Raw genomic sequence first — 19001 nt, 5'->3', positions numbered from 1 at the left:
AATAGTAACGGGCCGGGGCCCTGCCGCCTATCTTGCCGGGCGCGAATGGCGGTTCAAAGGGGCTGCAAAGCGCTGGCATCGCAGTTAGGATGGCGCGAAGCTGCACGGACGATGACGAGGTTTTACATGACAGACAGGGCACAGCCGACCAAGGTCGAGATCCTCAAGCGCGAGAACTGCTACAAGGGGTTCTACCAACTGGACCGCCTGCACCTGCGCCATGAGCTGTTCGATGGCGGCACCAGCAAGGACATGACCCGCGAAGTGTTCGTGCGCCACGACGCCGTGTGCGTGCTGCCCTACGACCCCAAGCGCGACGAAGTGGTGCTGCTGGAGCAGTTCCGCGTCGGCGCCATGTTGAAAACTGCCAACCCCTGGCTGGTGGAGATGGTTGCCGGTCTGATCGACAAGGCCGAGCAACCGGAAGAAGTTGCGCACCGCGAGGCCGAGGAGGAAGCTGGGCTTGTGCTGCAGTCGCTCTGGCCGATCACCAAGTACTTCCCTTCGCCAGGCGGCAGCACCGAGTTCGTGCATCTGTACCTGGGGCATTGCAGCAGCGAAGGCGTGGGCGGCCTGTTCGGCCTGAAGGACGAGAACGAGGACATCCGCGTCACGGTATGGGCGTTCGAAGACGCCCTGCAGGCCGTGCGCGATGGCAAGATCATCAACGCGGCAACGATCATCGCCCTGCAGTGGCTGGCGTTGAACCGCGAGGAAGTCAGGGGGCTGTGGAAGTGAACCTGTTGCGCGACCGCTACCGTGTCGACCTGGTCGGCCTGCAGGCAGCCTGCGAGGCAAACTACGCGCGCCTGATGCGCCTGTTGCCGAACATGCGCCATGAACAGCATTCGCGCAAAGTGGCCATGACCCAGGGCGAGCAGATGCTGGGCGTGCTCACCCTGGAAGTGCTGCTCGCCTGCCCTTATACCACCACCTTGCGCGTACGCCAGGAGCACAGCCTGCCCTGGCTGCCGGTGCCGCAGCTGGAAGTGCAGGTCTACCACGACGCGCGCATGGCCGAAGTGGTCAGCGCCGAACACGCCCGCCGCTTCCGCAGCGTGTACCCGTACCCCAACGCCAGCATGCACCAGCCCGACGAGAAGGCGCAGTTGAACCTGTTCCTGGGGGAGTGGCTGAGCCATTGCCTGGCGTGTGGGCATGAGTATGAGTATGTGCGCTAGCAAACCCCTCAAAACCTGCGCCGTGCACCTCCAGGCCTGAGTACGCTCAGGCTTTTTATCCGCAGATGTGAGCCACATCCCGCCCCTGCGTTTGCCCCCTGCCCGCATCCCCACCATAATCCTTGCTGGTACCCCCTGAAGGAGACGGCCTTGCCGAGCGCACCCACCCCCACCACCGACGAAGCCGTGCTGCTGGTGCAGATTTCGGACAGCCACCTGTTCGCCGACGTCGACGGCGCCCTGCTGGGCCTGAAGACCGCCGACAGCCTTGCGCGGGTGGTCGAGAAGGTGCTGGCCGAGCAGCCGCGCATCGATTTGGTGGTGGCCAGCGGCGACCTGTCCCAGGACGGCAGCCTGGAGTCGTACCAGCGCTTCGAGGCGCTGACCGCGCCCATCCAGGCGCCCAAGCGCTGGTTCGCCGGCAACCACGACGAGCCGTTGCCGATGGAGCAGGCCGCGCAGGGCCGTGACTACCTGCAACCGGTGGTCGACCTGGGCAACTGGCGTATCACCCTGCTTGATTCGTCGGTGACCGGCTCGGTACCGGGTTACCTGGCCGACGACCAGTTGCAACTGTTGGCCCAGGCCCTCAGCGAAGCGCCGGAGCGCCACCACCTGATCTGCTTCCACCACCACCCGGTGTCCATCGACTGTCCATGGATGGAGCCCATCGGCCTGCGCAACCCCCACGCGCTGTTCGAGGTGCTCGACCGCTTCCCACAGGCCCGCGCGCTGCTGTGGGGCCACATCCACCAGGACTTCGAGCGCGAGCGCAACGGCGTGCGGCTGATCGCCTCGCCGTCCACCTGCATCCAGTTCAAGCCACGCAGCGAGGATTTCGCCCTGGACGAGCTGGCGCCGGGGTACCGGTGGTTGCGGTTGCTGCCGGACGGCAGGATCGAGACCGGGGTTTCGCGGCTCGAAGGTTTCGAGTTCACCCCGGACATGGCCGCCGAAGGGTATTAATAGCCATGGATGACGAATCGCGAGGCACCAAATTAGGGCGACGCCAGGATGTCAGTGTACTGATCGTCGAAGGCAGCACCGTCGGCGCCCATGCCCAAGAGAGTTTGCAGAAGTGTTTCTGCATTGAGGCTCTGGAGTCTTGGAGGGATTACCAGCAGTCCGGTAATCATTCGAGCGGAGATCAAGTCAGCAGATGGTTGAAAACCTGGGGTAGCGATGAACAGAGTGAACTGCCAGGATGCAACGACTCGCAGCCGGCACCGTAGCCGCTGCCGGAGGCTGCGCTGGCCCTTGGGTACACTGAAAAACTCCAGCGAAAACCCGGGCCAGCGCAGCCTGGCGGCAGCGGCTACGGTGGTCAGCGAGCCATAAAATCGTTACAGAACCTCTTCCCCTGCCTAAACGTCACCAAGGCGCTGTAAACTGGGCGCCTTTTGCAAGGGAGGTGTCGGCGTGACGGGTTCCATTCTCTATATCCACGGTTTGAACAGCGCGCCGGCGTCGAAGAAGGCCAGCATGCTCACCGAGGTCATGCAGCGCATGGGCCTGGAAGGGCAGCTGCGGGTGCCGGCGTTGCACCATCATCCACGTGAGGCCATTGGCCAGTTGGACTCGGCCATCGCCGAGCTGGGCGCGCCCTTGCTGGTGGGAAGCTCGCTGGGCGGCTACTATGCCACTCACTTGGCCGAGCGCCACGGCCTCAAGGCCCTGCTGATCAACCCGGTGGTCAACCCGCACCGCCTGTTCGACGGTTTCCTCGGCACCCAGCAAAACCTGTATACCGGTGAGAGCTGGGAACTGACCCTGGACCACGTGGACGCCCTGGCCGCCCTGGAAGTGGCGGCCCCGCAAGACCCCCTGCGTTATCAAGTGTGGCTGCAGACGGCCGATGAAACCCTTGATTACCGCCAGGCCGAGCGTTTCTACCGGGCCTGCGCGCTGCGCATCCAGGCCGGTGGCGACCACGGCTACCAAGGCTTCGGCGCGCAGCTGCCGAGCCTGCTGAATTTTGCCGGGATCGAGCCCGGGCTGTACCGCGGCATCGATTTTGCCCAGCTTTGAGCTGTTTATTTTTCATGAACGACTGACGACGAGAACCCATGGCCAATCCCAGCGCTAGCTCTTATAACGCAGACGCCATCGAAGTCCTCTCGGGCCTCGACCCGGTGCGCAAACGCCCGGGCATGTACACCGACACCACGCGGCCGAACCACCTCGCCCAGGAAGTCATCGACAACAGTGTCGACGAAGCGCTGGCCGGCCACGCCAAGTCGATCCAGGTGATCCTGCACGCCGACCACTCGCTGGAAGTGAGCGACGACGGCCGCGGCATGCCTGTGGATATCCACCCCGAAGAGGGCGTGAGCGGCGTCGAGCTGATCCTCACCAAGCTGCACGCCGGCGGCAAGTTCTCCAACAAGAACTACCAGTTCTCCGGCGGCCTCCACGGCGTGGGCATCTCCGTGGTCAACGCCCTGTCCAACCAGGTGCGGGTCAAGGTCAAGCGCGACGGCAATGAGTACCAGATGACCTTCGCCGATGGCTTCAAGGCCACCGACCTGGAAGTGATTGGCACCGTGGGCAAGCGCAACACCGGCACCAGCGTGTACTTCGCCCCAGACCCGAAATACTTCGATTCGCCGAAATTCTCGGTCAGCCGCCTCAAGCACGTGCTCAAGGCCAAGGCCGTGCTGTGCCCGGGCCTGTCGGTGACCTTTGAAGACAAAGGCACCGGCGAGAAGGTCGAATGGCACTACGAAGACGGCCTGCGCTCCTACCTGGTGGACGCGGTCACCGAATTCAGCCGCCTGCCCGACGAGCCGTTCTGCGGCAGCCTGGCCGGCAACAAGGAGGCGGTGGACTGGGCGCTGCTGTGGCTGCCCGAGGGCGGCGACAGCGTGCAGGAAAGCTACGTCAACCTGATCCCCACGGCCCAGGGCGGCACCCACGTCAACGGCCTGCGCCAGGGCCTGCTGGACGCCATGCGCGAGTTCTGCGAGTTCCGCAACCTGCTGCCGCGCGGCCTGAAGCTGGCGCCGGAAGACATCTGGGAACGCATCGCCTTCGTGCTGTCGATGAAGATGCAGGACGCGCAGTTCTCCGGCCAGACCAAGGAACGCCTGTCCTCCCGCGAGGCTGCGGCCTTCGTTTCCGGCGTGGTCAAGGACGCCTTCAGCCTGTGGCTCAACGCCCACCCCGAGCTGGGCATGCAGCTGGCCGAACTGGCCATCAGCAACGCCGGCCGCCGCCTGAAGGCCAGCAAGAAGGTCGAGCGCAAGCGCATCACCCAGGGCCCGGCGCTGCCGGGCAAGCTGGCGGACTGCGCCGGCCAGGACCCGATGCGCTCCGAACTGTTCCTGGTGGAGGGTGACTCCGCCGGCGGCTCGGCCAAGCAGGCGCGGGACAAGGAATTCCAGGCCATCCTGCCGCTGCGTGGCAAGATCCTCAACACCTGGGAAGTGGACGGCAGCGAAGTGCTGGCCAGCCAGGAAGTGCATAACATCGCCGTGGCCATCGGCGTCGACCCGGGCGCCGCGGACATGAGCCAGCTGCGCTACGGCAAGATCTGCATCCTCGCCGACGCCGACTCCGACGGCCTGCACATCGCCACCTTGCTGTGCGCGCTGTTCGTGCAGCACTTCCGCCCGCTGGTGGACGCCGGCCACGTTTACGTGGCCATGCCGCCGCTGTACCGCATCGACCTGGGCAAGGAGATCTACTACGCCCTGGACGAGGCCGAGCGCGACGGCATCCTCGACCGCCTGGTGGCCGAGAAGAAGCGTGGCAAACCCCAGGTCACCCGATTCAAGGGCCTGGGCGAGATGAACCCGCCACAGCTGCGCGAAACCACCATGGACCCCAACACTCGCCGCCTGGTGCAGTTGACCCTGGGTGACTTCGAGGACACGGCGAAGATCATGGACATGCTGCTCTCGAAGAAACGCGCCGGCGACCGCAAGACGTGGCTGGAATCCAAGGGCAACCTGGCCGAGGTGCTGGCCTGATGCGGCACGCGTTGGCAGCGCTGCTGCTGACCGTGCTGCCGCTGCTGGCGCACGCCGCGCCAGTGGAGCAGCTCAAGTTGCTGGCCGAGCACCCGGTGGACGGGATGGTCGGCGGCAACCTATCGGGCATCGCCGCCTGCGGCGACCGGCTGTGGACGGAATCGGACCGCGACGACGGCATCATCTACCGGCTCGACACCACCAACACCGTGTGGAAGGCCGAGAACGTGCTCATCGACGTGCCGCCGCCACCGGCCGACACCGGCCTGCCGATGATGCTGCGCGCCACGGCCCATGCGGCCGCGGTGATTCGCGGCGGCATTCTCGACTTCGAAGGCATCAGCTGCGACGCCCAGGGCAACCGCTACCTGGTCAGCGAAGGTTTTGCCGCCGTGCTGCAGGTGCCCGTGGACGGCAAGCCGAACTGGCTGAAGATCGACCCCGCGATAATCCGCGAAGCCAACGCCAAGGGCATGCTGCGCCACTTCAACGCCATTTTCGAAGGGCTGGCCATCAATGCCGCCGGCGACCACCTGTGGTTGGCCGCCGAGCGCCAGCACCGCGGCCTGCTGTCGGTGTACAAGCAGGCGGACGGCACCTGGGGCTGCAAAGGCAGCTGCATCCTGCTGAACGAGGGCGGCACCGAAATGCAGCCCGACAAGTTGCCCAAGGCCCATATGGTGTCTCGCGACTTCGCCGACCTGTCGTTGTACAAGGGCAAGCTGTACACCCTGGAGCGCAATATCTACCAGATCTGCCGCCGCGACCTGCAGACCGCCAAGGTCGAGCACTGCTGGTCGTTCGCCGACGAGGCGTTGCTGCCCAACCGCCAGTATTCCCAGGAATACGGGCTGGCCGAAGCGCTGATCGTCGACGACACCGGCGCCTGGGTGGGCATCGACAACAACGACGGCGCCCGTGCCGACGGTGAGGTGCGCCCCATCGTCTGGCGCTTTGCCGCGCCCGCAGCCGGCTGGAATGCTGCCCCGTGAGTGTGCAACCCGCAGGCAAGCGCGCCGGGCGGATCTTCCTGATCCTGGCCTGGGCTGCGCTGCTGTTCCTGGCCACGCGGTTCTTCGGGCATTTCCAGCAGGCCCGCGAGAACCCCAACCCGGTGGTGGCCAGCGAGCACGGCCAGGGTTACATCGAAGTGCGCCTGGCCAGCAATGGCCAAGGGCACTTCGTGGCCAGCGGCATGATCAACGGCACGCCGGTACAGTTTATGCTCGACACCGGCGCCACCGACGTGGCGGTGAGCAAGGCCCTGGCCGAACAGCTGAAGCTGCCCTACGGCTACCCGATCACGGTGAACACCGCCAACGGCCAGGCCCAGGGCTACCGCACGCGGCTGGCCAGCCTGCAATTGGGCGACATCGTCCTCAAGGACGTGCGCGCCGTGGCCATCCCCGACATGGATGGCGACCAGGTGCTGCTCGGCATGAGCGCCCTGAAACAACTCGAATTTTCCCAGCGCGGCGGCACCATGCTGCTGCGCCAGACTACACAATGATGAGGCCCGCATGAGCGACTCCCTTGATCTCAGCCTGGACGGCGTAGAACGCCGCTCGCTGGCTGACTTCACCGAACAGGCCTACCTCAACTACTCCATGTACGTGATCATGGACCGGGCCCTGCCGCACATCGGCGACGGCCTCAAGCCGGTCCAGCGTCGTATCGTCTACGCCATGAGTGAGCTGGGGCTGGATGCCGATTCCAAGCACAAGAAGTCGGCCCGTACCGTGGGTGACGTGCTCGGTAAATTCCACCCGCACGGCGACTCGGCCTGCTACGAAGCCATGGTGCTGATGGCGCAGCCGTTCAGCTACCGCTACACCCTGGTGGACGGCCAGGGCAACTGGGGTGCGCCGGACGATCCCAAGTCGTTCGCGGCCATGCGTTACACCGAGGCGCGGCTGTCGCGCTATTCCGAAGTGCTGCTCAGCGAGCTGGGCCAGGGCACCGCGGACTGGGTGCCGAACTTCGACGGTACCCTCGATGAACCGGCCGTATTGCCGGCGCGTTTGCCGAATATCCTGCTGAACGGCACCACCGGCATCGCCGTGGGCATGGCCACCGACGTGCCGCCGCACAACCTGCGCGAAGTGGCCAGCGCCTGCGTGCGCCTGCTCGACGAGCCGAAAGCCACGATCGAACAGCTGTGCGAGCACATCAAGGGGCCTGACTACCCCACCGAAGCGGAAATCATCACCCCGCAAAGCGAGCTGCTGAAAATCTACGAGACCGGCCGTGGCTCGGTGCGCATGCGTGCGGTGTACCGCATCGAGGACGGCGACATCGTCGTCACCGCGTTGCCGCACCAGGTCTCCGGCGCCAAGGTGCTGGAGCAGATCGCCGCGCAGATGCAGGCCAAGAAGCTGCCGATGGTCGCCGACCTGCGTGACGAGTCGGACCACGAGAACCCGTGCCGCATCGTCATCATCGCCCGTTCCAACCGGGTGGACCTCGACCAGCTGATGCAGCACCTGTTCGCCACCACCGAGCTGGAATCCACCTACCGCGTCAACGTCAACATCATTGGCCTGGACGGCCGCCCGCAGCTGAAGAACCTGCGCGCGCTGCTGCTGGAGTGGCTGGAATTCCGCATCAACACCGTGCGCCGCCGCCTCAAGTTCCGCCTGGACAAGGTGGAGCGCCGCCTGCACCTGTTGGAAGGCTTGCTGGTGGCGTTCCTCAACCTGGATGAAGTTATCCACATCATCCGCACCGAGGAACACCCCAAGGCCGCGCTGATCGCCCGCTTCGACCTGACCGAGACCCAGGCCGAATACATCCTCGAGACCCGCCTGCGGCAGCTGGCGCGCCTGGAAGAGATGAAGATCCGCAACGAGCAGGACGAGCTGGCCAAGGAACAAGCCAAGCTGCAGGCCCTGCTGGGCAGCGAGAGCAAACTGCGCAAGCTGGTGCGCAGCGAACTGATCAAGGACGCCGAGACCTACGGCGATGACCGTCGCTCGCCGATCGTGGCGCGCGCCGAGGCCAAGGCCCTGTCGGAAAACGAGCTGATGCCGACCGAGCCGGTCACCGTGGTGCTGTCGGAGAAGGGCTGGGTGCGTTGCGCCAAGGGCCACGACATCGACGCCACCGGCCTGTCCTACAAGGCCGGCGACGGCTTCAAGACCGCCGCCATGGGGCGCTCCAACCAGTTCTCGGTGTTCATCGACTCCACCGGCCGCAGCTATTCGGTGGCGTCGCACACGCTGCCGTCGGCCCGTGGCCAGGGCGAGCCGCTGACCGGGCGCCTGACACCGCCGCCAGGCGCCGCCTTCGAGTGCGTGCTGCTGCCCGACGACGATGCCCTGTACGTAATTGCCTCGGACGCCGGCTACGGCTTCGTGGTCAAGGGCGAAGACCTGCAGGCCAAGAACAAGGCCGGCAAGGCCCTGCTCAGCCTGCCCAACGGCGCCAAGGTGCTGGCCCCACGGCCGGTGCCGGACCGCGAGAACAACTGGCTGGCAGCGGTCACCACCGAAGGCCGCCTGCTGGTTTTCAAAGTGGCCGACCTGCCGCAGCTGGGCAAAGGAAAGGGCAACAAAATCATCGGCATTCCCGGTGAGCGCGTGGCCAGCCGTGAGGAATACGTCACTGATTTGGCGGTGATTTCCGATGGCGCAACGCTTGTATTGCAAGCCGGCAAGCGTACATTGTCGCTCAAGGGCGAGGACCTCGAGCATTACAAGGGCGAGCGCGGGCGGCGCGGCAACAAGCTGCCGCGTGGTTTCCAGCGAGTGGATGCCCTGTTGGTGGAAAACGCCGGCTGACGCGATGGTGCTGTCTGGGAATCGCTCCCAGACAGCACGCTAGAGCGGTTGGATGCGCTTTTTAAGCGCAGTTCGACGCTTAAGCGCTGGAGTCGTAGCGCATATTCGCGGATGATATGTCTTCTTGAGGTACCGGCGTGGCTGAGTACCCGGACGAATTCGTTGAGTATCACTGCGGTGAGCCTTGTGGCTGCCGCCTGGATGGAATGATGACTTTTTTGCGCCTTCCTGTTTTATTGCTGACCGGTGTCCTGGCCCTGGCGGGCTGCGCCGCTCACCAGCCGGTCGCGCTTTACCAGCTCGACAGCGGCAACCCCGGCCAACCCAAGCAGAGCACCGGCATGTCGGTACTGTTGGGCCCGGTTTCCGTGGCCGACTACCTGCAACGCGAAACCCTGTTGCAGCGCCAGCCTGATGGCAGCCTCAGCGCGGCGACCGATGGTCGTTGGGCCGGCAGCCTGTCTTCCGACATCGATCAACTGCTGCTGCGCCAACTGGCGTGGCGCCTGGACAGCCAGCGCGTGACCCTGGCGCCTGCCACCAACACCGGTACGCCGGACGTGCAGGTGCTGCTGTCGATCACCCGCCTGGATTCCGGTGATTCGCAGCCGGCCATTCTCGATGCCCAGTGGCGTCTGCTCGACCGCCGTGGCCAGGTGCGTGACAACCGCATCGTCCACCTGGAAGAGAAGCACGCTGGCGGCACCGCGGCCCAGGTGAAAGCCCAGGGCGTGTTGCTGCAGCGCCTGGCCGAACAGCTGAGCGTGGCGCTGAAGCCGCTGGCCAACCAGCCGGCGCTGGTGGAAGAGAAGAAGCCTGCGGCCAAGCCAGTGGCCAAGGATGAGCCGGACAAACCGAAGATGCCGATCGCCTCGCCGATCCGCACCGACATGGAAGTGTTCCGCTTCTAACGAAAAAGCCCGCAGCGATGCGGGCTTTTTTGTGGGCGCTTGTCAAACGTGGCGGCGATTGACGTAGCAGCGGCCGCAGGCCGCGTCACGGGTTTAAACGCGCGTCTCGTGCATGCGCGCCAACTGGCGCTCCAGCAACGACGGGTAAGGCTCCAGCAGCCGCTCCACGCAGCACGCACCCTCGGGGCTGGCGATGGGGCGGATGCGGGCGCGCTGGCGCACCAGGCTGTCGTCGCTGATACGGCGTTCCACCAGCAGCAGGTTGCGGCTGTGCTGCGACAGCGCCAGGGCGTCCTGGGCCGGTTCGGTCAGCAGCAGGTCGATCTGGCTCATGCCGGCCAGGTCATCGCCCAGCACCAGGCCCAGCTGCAGTTGCAGGGTGATGCCGCTGTCGGCCACCTCGATCTGCAACTGATGGCCCAGGGCGCGCAGCAGCTCGCCGCAGCAGATGGCGTTGGTCAGGTAGTCCTCGCCGCTACTGTCGCTGTTGAACAGCATCAGCGTGCTGCCGTCGTTCAAGGTGTGCAGCTCGCTTTCGTACAGCGAGGCGGCCTGGTCCAGGCAGGCGCGGTAGCGCTCCAGCAGCTCCAGCAGGCGGGCGCGGGGCAGGCGGCGCAGTTGTTCCTGGCCACCCAGTTGCACGGCCAATACCGCGCTGTGCTGGGGCTCCTTCGGCGCCACCGGGGCAGGGGCGGCCTGCTTGGCGGCGACCGGCGCGGTGTCGCGCAGGTCGGCGAAGGGGTCTTCGTCGTCCTCGTCCTCGTCTTCTTCGGCATGCACCACGCGCTTGGGCGCAGGCTTCACCGGCACCGGGGTGCTTTCATCGAAGCGGGCGTCGCGCAGGTTGCGCACCTCGAAGGCCGGGCCTTCGTCTTCCTCTTCGTCGAACTCGGGCTCTTCCACCTCGGGCACCGGCGCAGGCTCGGGGGCGTAGCGCTGGTGCAGGTCGCGGGCCAGGTCGCCGATCTCGTCCTGGCGCTGGGTGGCCGGGGTGTGTTCGTCGATTTCACGCAGCCACACCCGCAGTTGCAGCAGCGGGGTGGACAGGTTGCGGCCCAGGCGCAGGCTGAGGATCAGGGTTACTAGCAGCAGGATGGCGCCCAGGATGCCCATGCTTTCCAGGCTGATGGTCATCGGCTGCTGGAACTGGGTCATGTCCAGGCTGATGCGCAGGTGGCCGGCGGTGACGTCCTGGAAGGTGATCTTGGTCTCGTACAGGCCGCCCGCTTCGCCCAGCAGGCCGCTTTTCGGGCGGCTGCCGGCTTCGGCGAGGATGCGGTTGTCGACGCTGTAGATGGCCGCATGGGCCACCAGCGGGTTCTTCACCAGGTTATTGAGCAGCACGTTGAGGCTGAGGATGTCGTTGGACACCAACAGCTCGGTGGCCGAGGTCGCGGTCTGGGTGGTCAGGCTCTGACCCAGGGCGTCGGCCTGCTGGTGCATGGCCTGCTTGAACTGCAAACCCATCACGCAGGCATACACCACCAGCGCCAGGGCGACCAGCAGTACGTTGAGGCTGGCGATACGCAGAGCTATCGGTGCGCGGCGGTGACGCAGGGCACGGAAGATCAGCAGGAAGAAATTGTCGGTTTTTACTGGCGTGGGCCGGTTCACTGAGCGCGGCTCTTTATGTCCGTGAAGTTGCTGCGCAGTATAGCGACAGGCCCCAGAGCGGCAAAGCGCTGCCTGTGCCCGATGGTCACTGAAAGTAGGTAGAATGCGATTTTTTTCCACGAACGGGGTGCCCTTTGCGCGAAATCGTCCTGATTAACATCACCGGTTCCGACCGTCCTGGCCTGTTGGCGGCCATCACCGGTGCCTTGGCCGAGGATGGCGTGCGCATTCTGGACATCGCCCAGTCGGTGCAGCACGGCGCCCTGGCGCTGGCCGTGGTTGCCTGCGCCGACGATGCAACCCGCCTGGCGGCGGTGCGCGAGCGCATTACCGCCGTGGCCGGCCGTCACGCGCAGTTCACCGCGCTGTCGGAACAGGCCTACCTGGACTGGGCCGGCGCGGGCACCAGCGACCGCCATGTGCTGACCCTGATGAGCCGTGAAATCACCGCCGCCCAAGTGCAGGGCGTGACCGAAATTGCCAACCGCCATGGCCTGGTGGTCGAGGCTATCGACCGTCTGTCGGGTCGCGTCGGCCTGGCCGCCCCATCCGCCGAAGGCAAGGCGTGCCTTGAGTTCCTGGCGCGCGGCGTGCCGGCCGACCTGGGCGCGCTGCGTCGCGACTTCCTGGCCGCGGCCATGCTGCTGGACGCCGACATCGCCATCCAGCAGGACGACGTCTACCGCCGCAACCGCCGCCTGGCGGTGTTCGACATGGACTCCACGCTGATCCAGGCCGAGGTCATCGACGAGCTGGCCAAGGCCCACGGCGTTGGTCACCTGGTGTCGGAAATCACCGAACGGGCCATGCGCGGCGAGCTGGACTTCCGCGCCAGCTTCAAGGAGCGCATGGCGCTGCTGCAGGGCCTGGACGTGAGCGTGCTGGATGCCATCGGCGCCTCGCTGCGCCTGACCGAGGGCGCCGAGGTACTGTTTGCCGAGCTCAAGCGCCTGGGCTACAAGACCGCCATCCTCTCGGGCGGCTTCACCTACTTCGCCAAGCAGGTGCAGGCCAAACTGGGTATCGACTACGTGTTCGCCAACGAGCTGCAGGTGGTGGACGGCAAGTGCACGGGCGTGGCCGTGGAGCCGATCGTGGATGCGCAACGCAAGGCTGACCTGCTGGTGCAACTGGCCGAGCAGGAAGGCCTGGCGCTGGACCAGACCATTGCCGTGGGCGATGGCGCCAACGACCTGCCGATGCTGGCCAAGGCCGGCCTGGGCGTGGCGTTCCGCGCCAAACCGCTGGTGAAGCAGTCGGCCCGCCACAACATCACCACCCTGGGGCTGGACGGCGTGCTCTACCTGCTGGGCGTGCGCGACAGCCAGGCGTGACGGTGACGCGGCCTTGCGGCCACTGCTACAGGATGCCCTCCGTAGCAGCGGCCGCAGGCTGCGTCCGCTACAACTCCTTCCACAGCGACTCGAACTCGCTGCCCGCCTGCGCCGCCGCTGGCGCTGTTTCCAGCAACCTGAACTCGAACTGATTGAAGCTGCCCGTGGAGCTGAGCTTGCGGCCCAGGTGCGCGCGGTTTTCCTCGCCGTGGTTGTTGATCATCACCTTCTGCCCTTCCTGGAACGGCAGGCGCGGGGCAATCAGCGAAGCCTTGATGTCGATGGCGCGGATTTCCGGCAATTGCAGGCCGCGCACGTACTGGCTGTGCTGCTGGTCGCTGCGCAGCAGTTGCAGGCCGCACGGGTCGGCGTGCGGGGCGATCAGCTCAATGCCCATCTGCGTGCCGCCGCCGCGCACCTGGCGAATCCAGCGCACCACCGCCACGCTCCAGCCTTGGGCCGGTGCGTCCTGGATGCCTACCAGCTCGCCAGCCTGCAATTGCGCCGGGACGTCCTTGGGCCAGGCCAGGCAGTAGCCGCCGGGGCTGTGGTTGACGATCTGCAGCTCGTGCACCGGGTAGTCGCGGTCGGCCTGGCCGCTGCCGCCCTCCAGGTCCATGGCCGGGTAGTCGATCTCTTCATAGGGCAGCATCGAGTCGCTGGTGCCACTGCCGGCGGCGTCGAAGGCCAGGGTCCAGCTGTCGCTCGGGCCGCTGGGCTTGCCGCTGGCGAAGCTGGCGTTCATTCCGGCCTCGGGGCGCTTGAGCAGGTCGGCGAAACTGCGCTGGCCGCCCAGGTAGTAGTGCAGGGTGCTCATGCCAACGCACAGGCTCATGCTGCCCTGGCCCGGGGTGCGCTGGAAGGTGCGCTCGGCCACGTCGCCCCAGGCCGCCGCCAGGTGCTGGAGCATGTCCACGGTCAGGCCGGGTGGCACCAGCAGGCTGGACTGGCCGCGCTTGTCCACCGGTAGGTGCAGCCAGGCGGTGATGGCCTTGACCAGTGGTTGCGGGTCCAGGCCGACCATTTGCGGCAGCTGGCTGGCGGGGAACAGGCTCTTGTAGCGTGGCGGCGCATCGGCGTCGGGGGCCACGGCGAACTGCGCTTCGGCAGCGCTGGCGGGCACTACGCGGGTCAGCGCGCTCCAGGGTTCCAGCACGTTGGCCAGTTGCACGATGGCCTGCTGGCGCATCTGGTTGCAGCGTGAGCTGCCCATCAGCAGGGCGGTGGCGTAGGTCTGCTCGATGCTTTGATGATGGGCCTGGCTGACCAGGTCATCGGTGACGAAGGTGCGGTGCAGCTGGAAGCGGCTGGCCACCTGATACAGCTGGTGTAGCTCAAGCCACAGGCCCTCGGGCACCGGGCAGTAAAGCAGGCTGGCGCGCACCAGCGGCCCTTTCAGCGCATGCATGGCACGCTGGATGGCGGTGGCCAGCAGCAGGTTGCGGTCCTTGAGGCGCGCCGAGACGCGTAGCACGATCTGCTTGTAGCCCACGCCCAGCAGGTTCTGCAGGGCCTGGCACAGGTTGGCGATCTTGCGCGCGCGTTCGTCCAGCACCACCGACTGGTTGAGGAAGTGGCGTTCCAGGTGGTTGCAGACGAAATAGACTTCCGGGCGCAGCAGCTCCAGCAACTGCAGGCGGTTTTCGCTGGGGGTGATCAGCTGGTTGAGTTCGATCAGGCCCTGGTACAGCTGGCGGGCGGTCTCGCCGAGGTTGGCCTTGGGCAGCGCGGCAATCCAGCGCTTGAGGTCGCGGGGCGTGGCTTCGCAGAACGTCAGGCTGGCCTGCGAGGGCGTGGGGGCGCGCAAAAGAGGTGGCGGGGTAGCGGACATCGAGCGGTTCCCGTTGAGTCAGTCGAGCTTGGGCGGCCTATTGTCACCCTTTGCGTCAAAGACTGCACGCCCTTGGCGCTGCTTGTAGCCGCTGCCGTGAGGCAGCGGCTGCATGAACATCAGGCGGCGCTGTCGACGCCTTGGCCGATGCGCTGGCCCATGTTCACCACGGAGCCGGCGCCCAGTTCGTGGGCCCACTTGACCTGGTCCGGGCCAAACAGCACCACGGCGGTGGAACCCAGCTTGAAGCGGCCCATCTCGGCGCCCTTCTCCAGGTGGATAGGCGCGCGGGCAGCTTCGTCGTAGCGCACGGTCTTGAGTTCGCGCTTGGGCGGCGTCACCAGCCCGGCCCACACGGTTTCCACCGAGGCGACGATCATCGCGCCCACCAGCACCACGGCCATCGGCCCGCGCTCGGTGTCGAACAGGCACACCACGCGTTCGTTGCGGGCGAACAGCTCCGGCACGTTTTCAGCGGTGGTCTGGTTCACCGAGAACAGGCGGCCAGGCACGTAGACCATTTCGCGCAGGGTGCCGGCCAGGGGCATGTGCACCCGGTGGTAGTCCTTGGGCGACAGGTAGATGGTGGCGAACTCGCCGCCCATGAACGGCGCGGCCAGGGCTGGGTCGCCGCCCAGCAGTTCCAGGGCGCTGAAGCTGTGGCCCTTGGCCTGGAAGATGCGGCCGTGCTCGATGGCACCCCACTGGCTGATGGCGCCGTCGGCCGGGCTCAGGATGGCGCCTGGGGTTGGGTCCAGCGGGCGGGCGCCGGGCTTCAGCGCGCGGGTGAAGAAGTCGTTGAAGTGCTCGTAGGCGGTCAGGTCTTCGACCAGGGCCTGGGACATGTCCACCTGGTAGCGCTTGGCGAACCAGGCGGTGAAGGCGTTCTTGAACCAGCGCACGCGGCATTCGGCCACGCAGCCGGCCAGGCGGGACAGCAGGTGGTGCGGCAGCAGGTACTGGCTGAGGATAAACAAGCGGGATTTCATCGAATGTCCTTAAACTTCTACGGGCGTGTCGGGGTGGTTGCCCCATTCGCCCCATGAACCGGCGTAGCCCTTGACGCGCGGGTAACCGAGCGCCTTGGCCACCAGGTAAGTGAAACCGGAACGGTGGTGGGTCTGGCAGTGGGTAATGATTTCCTTGTCCGGGGTGATGCCCAGGGCCTCAAGGATTTCAGGCATGTCGGTGCGGATGCGCAGCTCGCGGGTCTTGTCCATGCCGGCGGTCCACTCGAAGTTGACCGCGCCGGGGATGTGCCCGCCCTTGGCCGCCAGCACTTTCTCGCCGCTGTATTCCAGCGGGCCGCGGGCGTCCCAGATGGCCAGGTCGGCGGCGCCGAGGCGGCTCTGCAGGTATTCGCGGGTGGCGGTGGGCTCGTCGTGCAGGGTCAGGGCGACGCTGCCGGCGTGGGCCGCAGGTACGTCCTGGGTCAGGGGCAGCTGCGCCGCTTCCCAGGCCAGCACGCCGCCGTCCAGGTAGTGGTATTTCCGGTGGCCGATCACGTCCAGCAACCAGATGAAACGGCCGGCCCAGCCGCCGCCTTCGTCGTCGTACACCACGTAGACCGCGTCCGGGTTGTGGCCCAATTCGCCAAACAGCGCCTGCAACGCGGGCAGCGTGGGCATGAGCCCCGGCGCGGGTGGCTGGCCCAGCTGGGTGCGCTTGGGGTCGACGAAGCGGGCACCCTGGATGTGGCCGGCGCCATAGCGCGCGGCGCTGGTGAGGTCGACCAGGATCAGCTCTGGAGCATCGAGGCGCTGTTGCAGCTGAGCGGCTTCGATCACCAGCGGCAGGCCCGAGAAATCAGCCATGTGAGGTCTCCAGATGGAAAAGAGGGGAGCGATTGTAGCGCATGCGTCAGGCGCCGCGCTTGCTGAACAGGGTCAGCGCGCGTTCGATGCACTGGGCCGTCCTGGCGAAGGCCTGCACCGAGATTTCCGCGAAGGGCAGGCCGCCCTGGTCGGCCACCAGCAGCATCACCACCCGTTCGTTGCTGGCCAGCGAGCGCAGCAGCAGGTGCTCGCCCTTGAACAGGCCGCGCAGGCTGGAAGGAAGCAGCGCCGAGAACTGCGCGTTGTTCTGCGGGGTCAGGCGGATCTGCGCCGGCTTGCTCAGCAGCCGTTGCAGCACGGTGCTCTGGCTGACCAGCAGGTTCAGGCTGGCGGCTTCCTCGGGCAGGCCGGCCACCTGATGCACGCGCAGGTTGGTCTGGTTCTTGTCGAGCATCAGCAGCATCACCCGGCGCATGCCGCAGGCCAGCAGCGCATCGCGGGCGAAGGTGGTCAGGTGCATGGCGTTGGTGAAGCGGCTGGGCTCCACCAGCAGCTCGGTACAATGCTTGCGCCAGGTGGCCAGGTCTTCGGCGGTGGGCGGCGGCGCGGGTTGCAGGCCGCGGTGCACGCGGCGGGTGCCCCAGGGCCAGATCAACGCCTCGGCCGGGTGCCACAGGCCGGGCGCGGCGTAATGACGGGCGTTCTGCACCGCCTGTTGGTGCACCTGCTGTTGCAGTTCATCCAGCGGCATCTGCAGGTACATGCACGTCAGGTATTGCCAGCGCAGGATGTGCGGGGTGTCCCAGGCTTCCTGGGCGGCCAGGGCCAGGCCGTTGGCCAGCACCACGGTGTTGGCCGGCTGGTTGAGCCAGCGGCGCAGGCCAGGGTCGTCGTCCAGGCGTTGCTGCTGGCGCAGGCGGTGCTCTTCGTCGCGGGCAATGTGCAGCACTTTGACGAACTCGCGCTGCTCGTCCAGCAGCAGGTTGTAGCCGTGGTGAATCCAGGCGGGCAGGCGCCACAACTGGGCCAGGCTCTGGCACAGGTTCAGCAGGCGCACGCCGAACAGCTCCAGCTCGACCTGGGCCACGGCTTCGCCCTTGTGCACCACGCGCAGTTCCCATTCCTCCAGCAGGCTGGGGTGGGTGATGGCCAGCGGCCAAAGGGGCGACAGGAACAGCAGGCTGCCCCAGTGGATCTCCTGCCACAGGCGCGCCAGGCGTGCGGCGAACAGGCCGTTGGCCTGCTGCGCGGCGTGCTGGCTGATCAGCAGCAACTGCCGCAGGCCGCGCGGGATGTCTTCGGGTAGCGCGGTGGGCAGGCGCTCCAGCAACTCCTCGGTACGCTTGAGCCCCAGGCGGTTGAGGGCGATTTCCAGGCTCTCCACCGGCTCGGCCAGGCTCTGGTGCACCGGGTGGTTGGCCTCGCGAATCACGCTCAGCACCAGGGCTGGGCTATCCTGCATCAGCTCGGCAATGTCGCGCAGCGAACTGCGGCTGTCGCCCAGGGCCGCCTGCACCCGCTCATGGCTTGCCATGGGGATGGGCAAACGCACGCTGTCGAGCAGCTTGAGCCAGTCTGGAAGGGTACGGGGAGTCTTGGTAGGCACGTTGGGCTCAATTGGCATGCTGTTGGGACCGAACTGGCTTTTCACCTTTTCAGGCTATAGTCTGGCGCAGAACTGCCGATAAGTAGAACAAGAGATTTAGAATCTTGCGCCCTCACCCTGACCACGACATGTAAGTGCTTCCAATCTATGGCTAAAATTATCGGCATCATCGTCGTATTCGCGAGTGTGCTCGGCGGATACGTTCTGTCCCACGGTAAGATCGCAGCGTTGATTCAGCCTTTCGAAGTGCTGATCATCGGTGGTGCCGCCTTTGGTGCCTTCCTGCAGGCCAACCCGGGCTACATGACCATGAAGGTCATCAAGAAGTCCCTGGGCATGTTCAAGTCGCGGTTCTCGCACAGCTTCTATATGGAAGTGCTGGGCCTGGTCTACGAGATCCTCAACAAGAGCCGTCGCGAAGGCATGATGGCGATCGAGAGCGATATCGAGGACGCCGCTGCCAGCCCCATTTTCGCCAAGTACCCCACCGTGCTCAAAGACGAGCGCATGACCGCCTACATCTGCGATTACCTGCGCATCATGTCCTCCGGCAACATGGCGCCCCACGAGCTGGAAGGCCTGTTCGACATGGAACTGCAGAGCATGAAGGAAGAGCTCGAGCACACTTCCCACGCCGTGACCGGCATCGCCGACGGCATGCCCGGCTTCGGTATCGTGGCCGCGGTACTGGGTATCGTGGTGACCATGGCGTCCCTGGGTGATGGCGACAAGGCCGTGATCGGTGCCCACGTGGGCGGCGCGCTGGTCGGTACCTTCTTCGGTATTCTGGCGGCGTACGGCTTCATGGGCCCGCTGGCCACCTCCCTGGGCCATGACGCCAAGGAAGAGGTCAACCTGTACGAAGCCATCAAGGCCTCCCTGGTGGCCTCGGCCTCGGGCATGCCGCCGTCGCTGGCCGTGGAGTTCGGCCGCAAGGTGCTGTTCCCCGCCCACCGCCCAAGCTTCGCCGAGCTGGAACAAGCAGTTCGCGGTCGCTGA

General features: G+C 65.9%; 15 protein-coding genes and 2 pseudogenes. 12 read left to right on the top strand and 5 right to left on the bottom strand.

Going from position 1 to position 19001, the window contains the following annotated elements; all coding sequences use genetic code 11:
- Nucleotides 1-126 precede the first annotated feature (126 nt).
- The 9 genes from AC0Z2B_RS00910 to AC0Z2B_RS00870 all read left to right on the top strand — a co-directional run bounded on the left by AC0Z2B_RS00910 (nucleotide 127) and on the right by AC0Z2B_RS00870 (nucleotide 9842).
- Nucleotides 127-738, top strand: coding sequence for an NUDIX domain-containing protein (locus AC0Z2B_RS00910; RefSeq protein ID WP_476294781.1), 612 nt, complete (start codon nucleotides 127-129; stop codon nucleotides 736-738).
- Nucleotides 729-1181: a DUF1249 domain-containing protein gene (locus AC0Z2B_RS00905; RefSeq protein ID WP_416422129.1), complete on the top strand. Its 453-nt coding sequence runs from the start codon at nucleotides 729-731 to the stop codon at nucleotides 1179-1181. Before AC0Z2B_RS00910 ends, AC0Z2B_RS00905 begins: the two co-directional genes overlap by 10 nt.
- Nucleotides 1182-1331: 150 nt before the next feature.
- A complete protein-coding gene (gene cpdA, locus AC0Z2B_RS00900; RefSeq protein WP_476294780.1) occupies nucleotides 1332-2147 on the top strand; it encodes a 3',5'-cyclic-AMP phosphodiesterase in 816 nt (271 codons plus the stop codon).
- Between the two features lie 453 nt (nucleotides 2148-2600).
- Nucleotides 2601-3209, top strand: a complete 609-nt coding sequence (locus AC0Z2B_RS00895) for a YqiA/YcfP family alpha/beta fold hydrolase (protein ID WP_476294779.1) — start codon at nucleotides 2601-2603, stop codon at nucleotides 3207-3209.
- A 38-nt stretch (nucleotides 3210-3247) separates the two neighbouring features.
- Nucleotides 3248-5152 carry a DNA topoisomerase IV subunit B gene (parE, locus tag AC0Z2B_RS00890; protein WP_416422134.1) on the top strand — a complete coding sequence of 635 codons (1905 nt, stop codon included), beginning with the start codon at nucleotides 3248-3250 and terminating at the stop codon, nucleotides 5150-5152.
- Nucleotides 5152-6144 (top strand): esterase-like activity of phytase family protein, encoded by a 993-nt coding sequence (locus AC0Z2B_RS00885; protein ID WP_476294778.1) that lies wholly within the window; start codon nucleotides 5152-5154, stop codon nucleotides 6142-6144. Before parE ends, AC0Z2B_RS00885 begins: the two co-directional genes overlap by 1 nt.
- Nucleotides 6141-6662, top strand: coding sequence for a retropepsin-like aspartic protease family protein (locus AC0Z2B_RS00880; protein ID WP_476294777.1), 522 nt, complete (start codon nucleotides 6141-6143; stop codon nucleotides 6660-6662). Before AC0Z2B_RS00885 ends, AC0Z2B_RS00880 begins: the two co-directional genes overlap by 4 nt.
- Nucleotides 6663-6672: 10 nt before the next feature.
- A complete protein-coding gene (parC, locus tag AC0Z2B_RS00875) occupies nucleotides 6673-8931 on the top strand; it encodes a DNA topoisomerase IV subunit A (RefSeq protein ID WP_476294776.1) in 2259 nt (752 codons plus the stop codon).
- A 209-nt stretch (nucleotides 8932-9140) separates the two neighbouring features.
- Nucleotides 9141-9842 (top strand): PqiC family protein, encoded by a 702-nt coding sequence (locus AC0Z2B_RS00870; RefSeq protein WP_476294775.1) that lies wholly within the window; start codon nucleotides 9141-9143, stop codon nucleotides 9840-9842.
- A gap of 93 nt (nucleotides 9843-9935) precedes the next feature.
- On the opposite strand, the gene AC0Z2B_RS00865 is transcribed toward AC0Z2B_RS00870, so the two are convergent.
- Complete coding sequence (locus AC0Z2B_RS00865; protein ID WP_416422139.1) at nucleotides 9936-11456, bottom strand: histidine kinase; 1521 nt, start codon at nucleotides 11454-11456, stop codon at nucleotides 9936-9938.
- A gap of 134 nt (nucleotides 11457-11590) precedes the next feature.
- Here AC0Z2B_RS00865 and AC0Z2B_RS00860 point away from each other — a divergent pair.
- A pseudogene (locus AC0Z2B_RS00860) lies at nucleotides 11591-11737 on the top strand (ACT domain-containing protein); the annotation flags it as partial.
- 75 nt (nucleotides 11738-11812) lie between these two features.
- Nucleotides 11813-12790: pseudogene (serB, locus tag AC0Z2B_RS00855) on the top strand (phosphoserine phosphatase SerB); the annotation flags it as partial.
- Between the two features lie 67 nt (nucleotides 12791-12857).
- On the opposite strand, the gene AC0Z2B_RS00850 reads toward serB, so the two are convergent.
- The 4 genes from AC0Z2B_RS00850 to AC0Z2B_RS00835 form a co-directional block, all read right to left on the bottom strand.
- On the bottom strand, nucleotides 12858-14621 hold the full coding sequence (locus AC0Z2B_RS00850; protein ID WP_476294774.1) for a molecular chaperone: 1764 nt from the start codon (nucleotides 14619-14621) through the stop codon (nucleotides 12858-12860).
- A gap of 119 nt (nucleotides 14622-14740) precedes the next feature.
- Nucleotides 14741-15610: an archaetidylserine decarboxylase gene (gene asd / locus AC0Z2B_RS00845; RefSeq protein ID WP_476294773.1), complete on the bottom strand. Its 870-nt coding sequence runs from the start codon at nucleotides 15608-15610 to the stop codon at nucleotides 14741-14743.
- 9 nt (nucleotides 15611-15619) lie between these two features.
- Nucleotides 15620-16435, bottom strand: a complete 816-nt coding sequence (locus AC0Z2B_RS00840; RefSeq protein WP_476294772.1) for a rhodanese-like domain-containing protein — start codon at nucleotides 16433-16435, stop codon at nucleotides 15620-15622.
- 46 nt (nucleotides 16436-16481) lie between these two features.
- Nucleotides 16482-18020 (bottom strand): HDOD domain-containing protein, encoded by a 1539-nt coding sequence (locus AC0Z2B_RS00835; RefSeq protein ID WP_476294771.1) that lies wholly within the window; start codon nucleotides 18018-18020, stop codon nucleotides 16482-16484.
- 129 nt (nucleotides 18021-18149) lie between these two features.
- Between AC0Z2B_RS00835 and motA the strand changes: the two genes are divergently transcribed.
- The gene (motA, locus tag AC0Z2B_RS00830) at nucleotides 18150-19001 is read left to right on the top strand and encodes a flagellar motor stator protein MotA (protein ID WP_416422144.1); all 852 of its coding nucleotides are present in this window, start codon (nucleotides 18150-18152) and stop codon (nucleotides 18999-19001) included.

The sequence above is a fragment of the Pseudomonas sp. GYB4201 genome, from assembly GCF_056312595.1.
The sequence above is the reverse complement of the archived record's forward strand: the minus strand, read 5'-3'. Positions and strand labels throughout refer to the sequence as shown.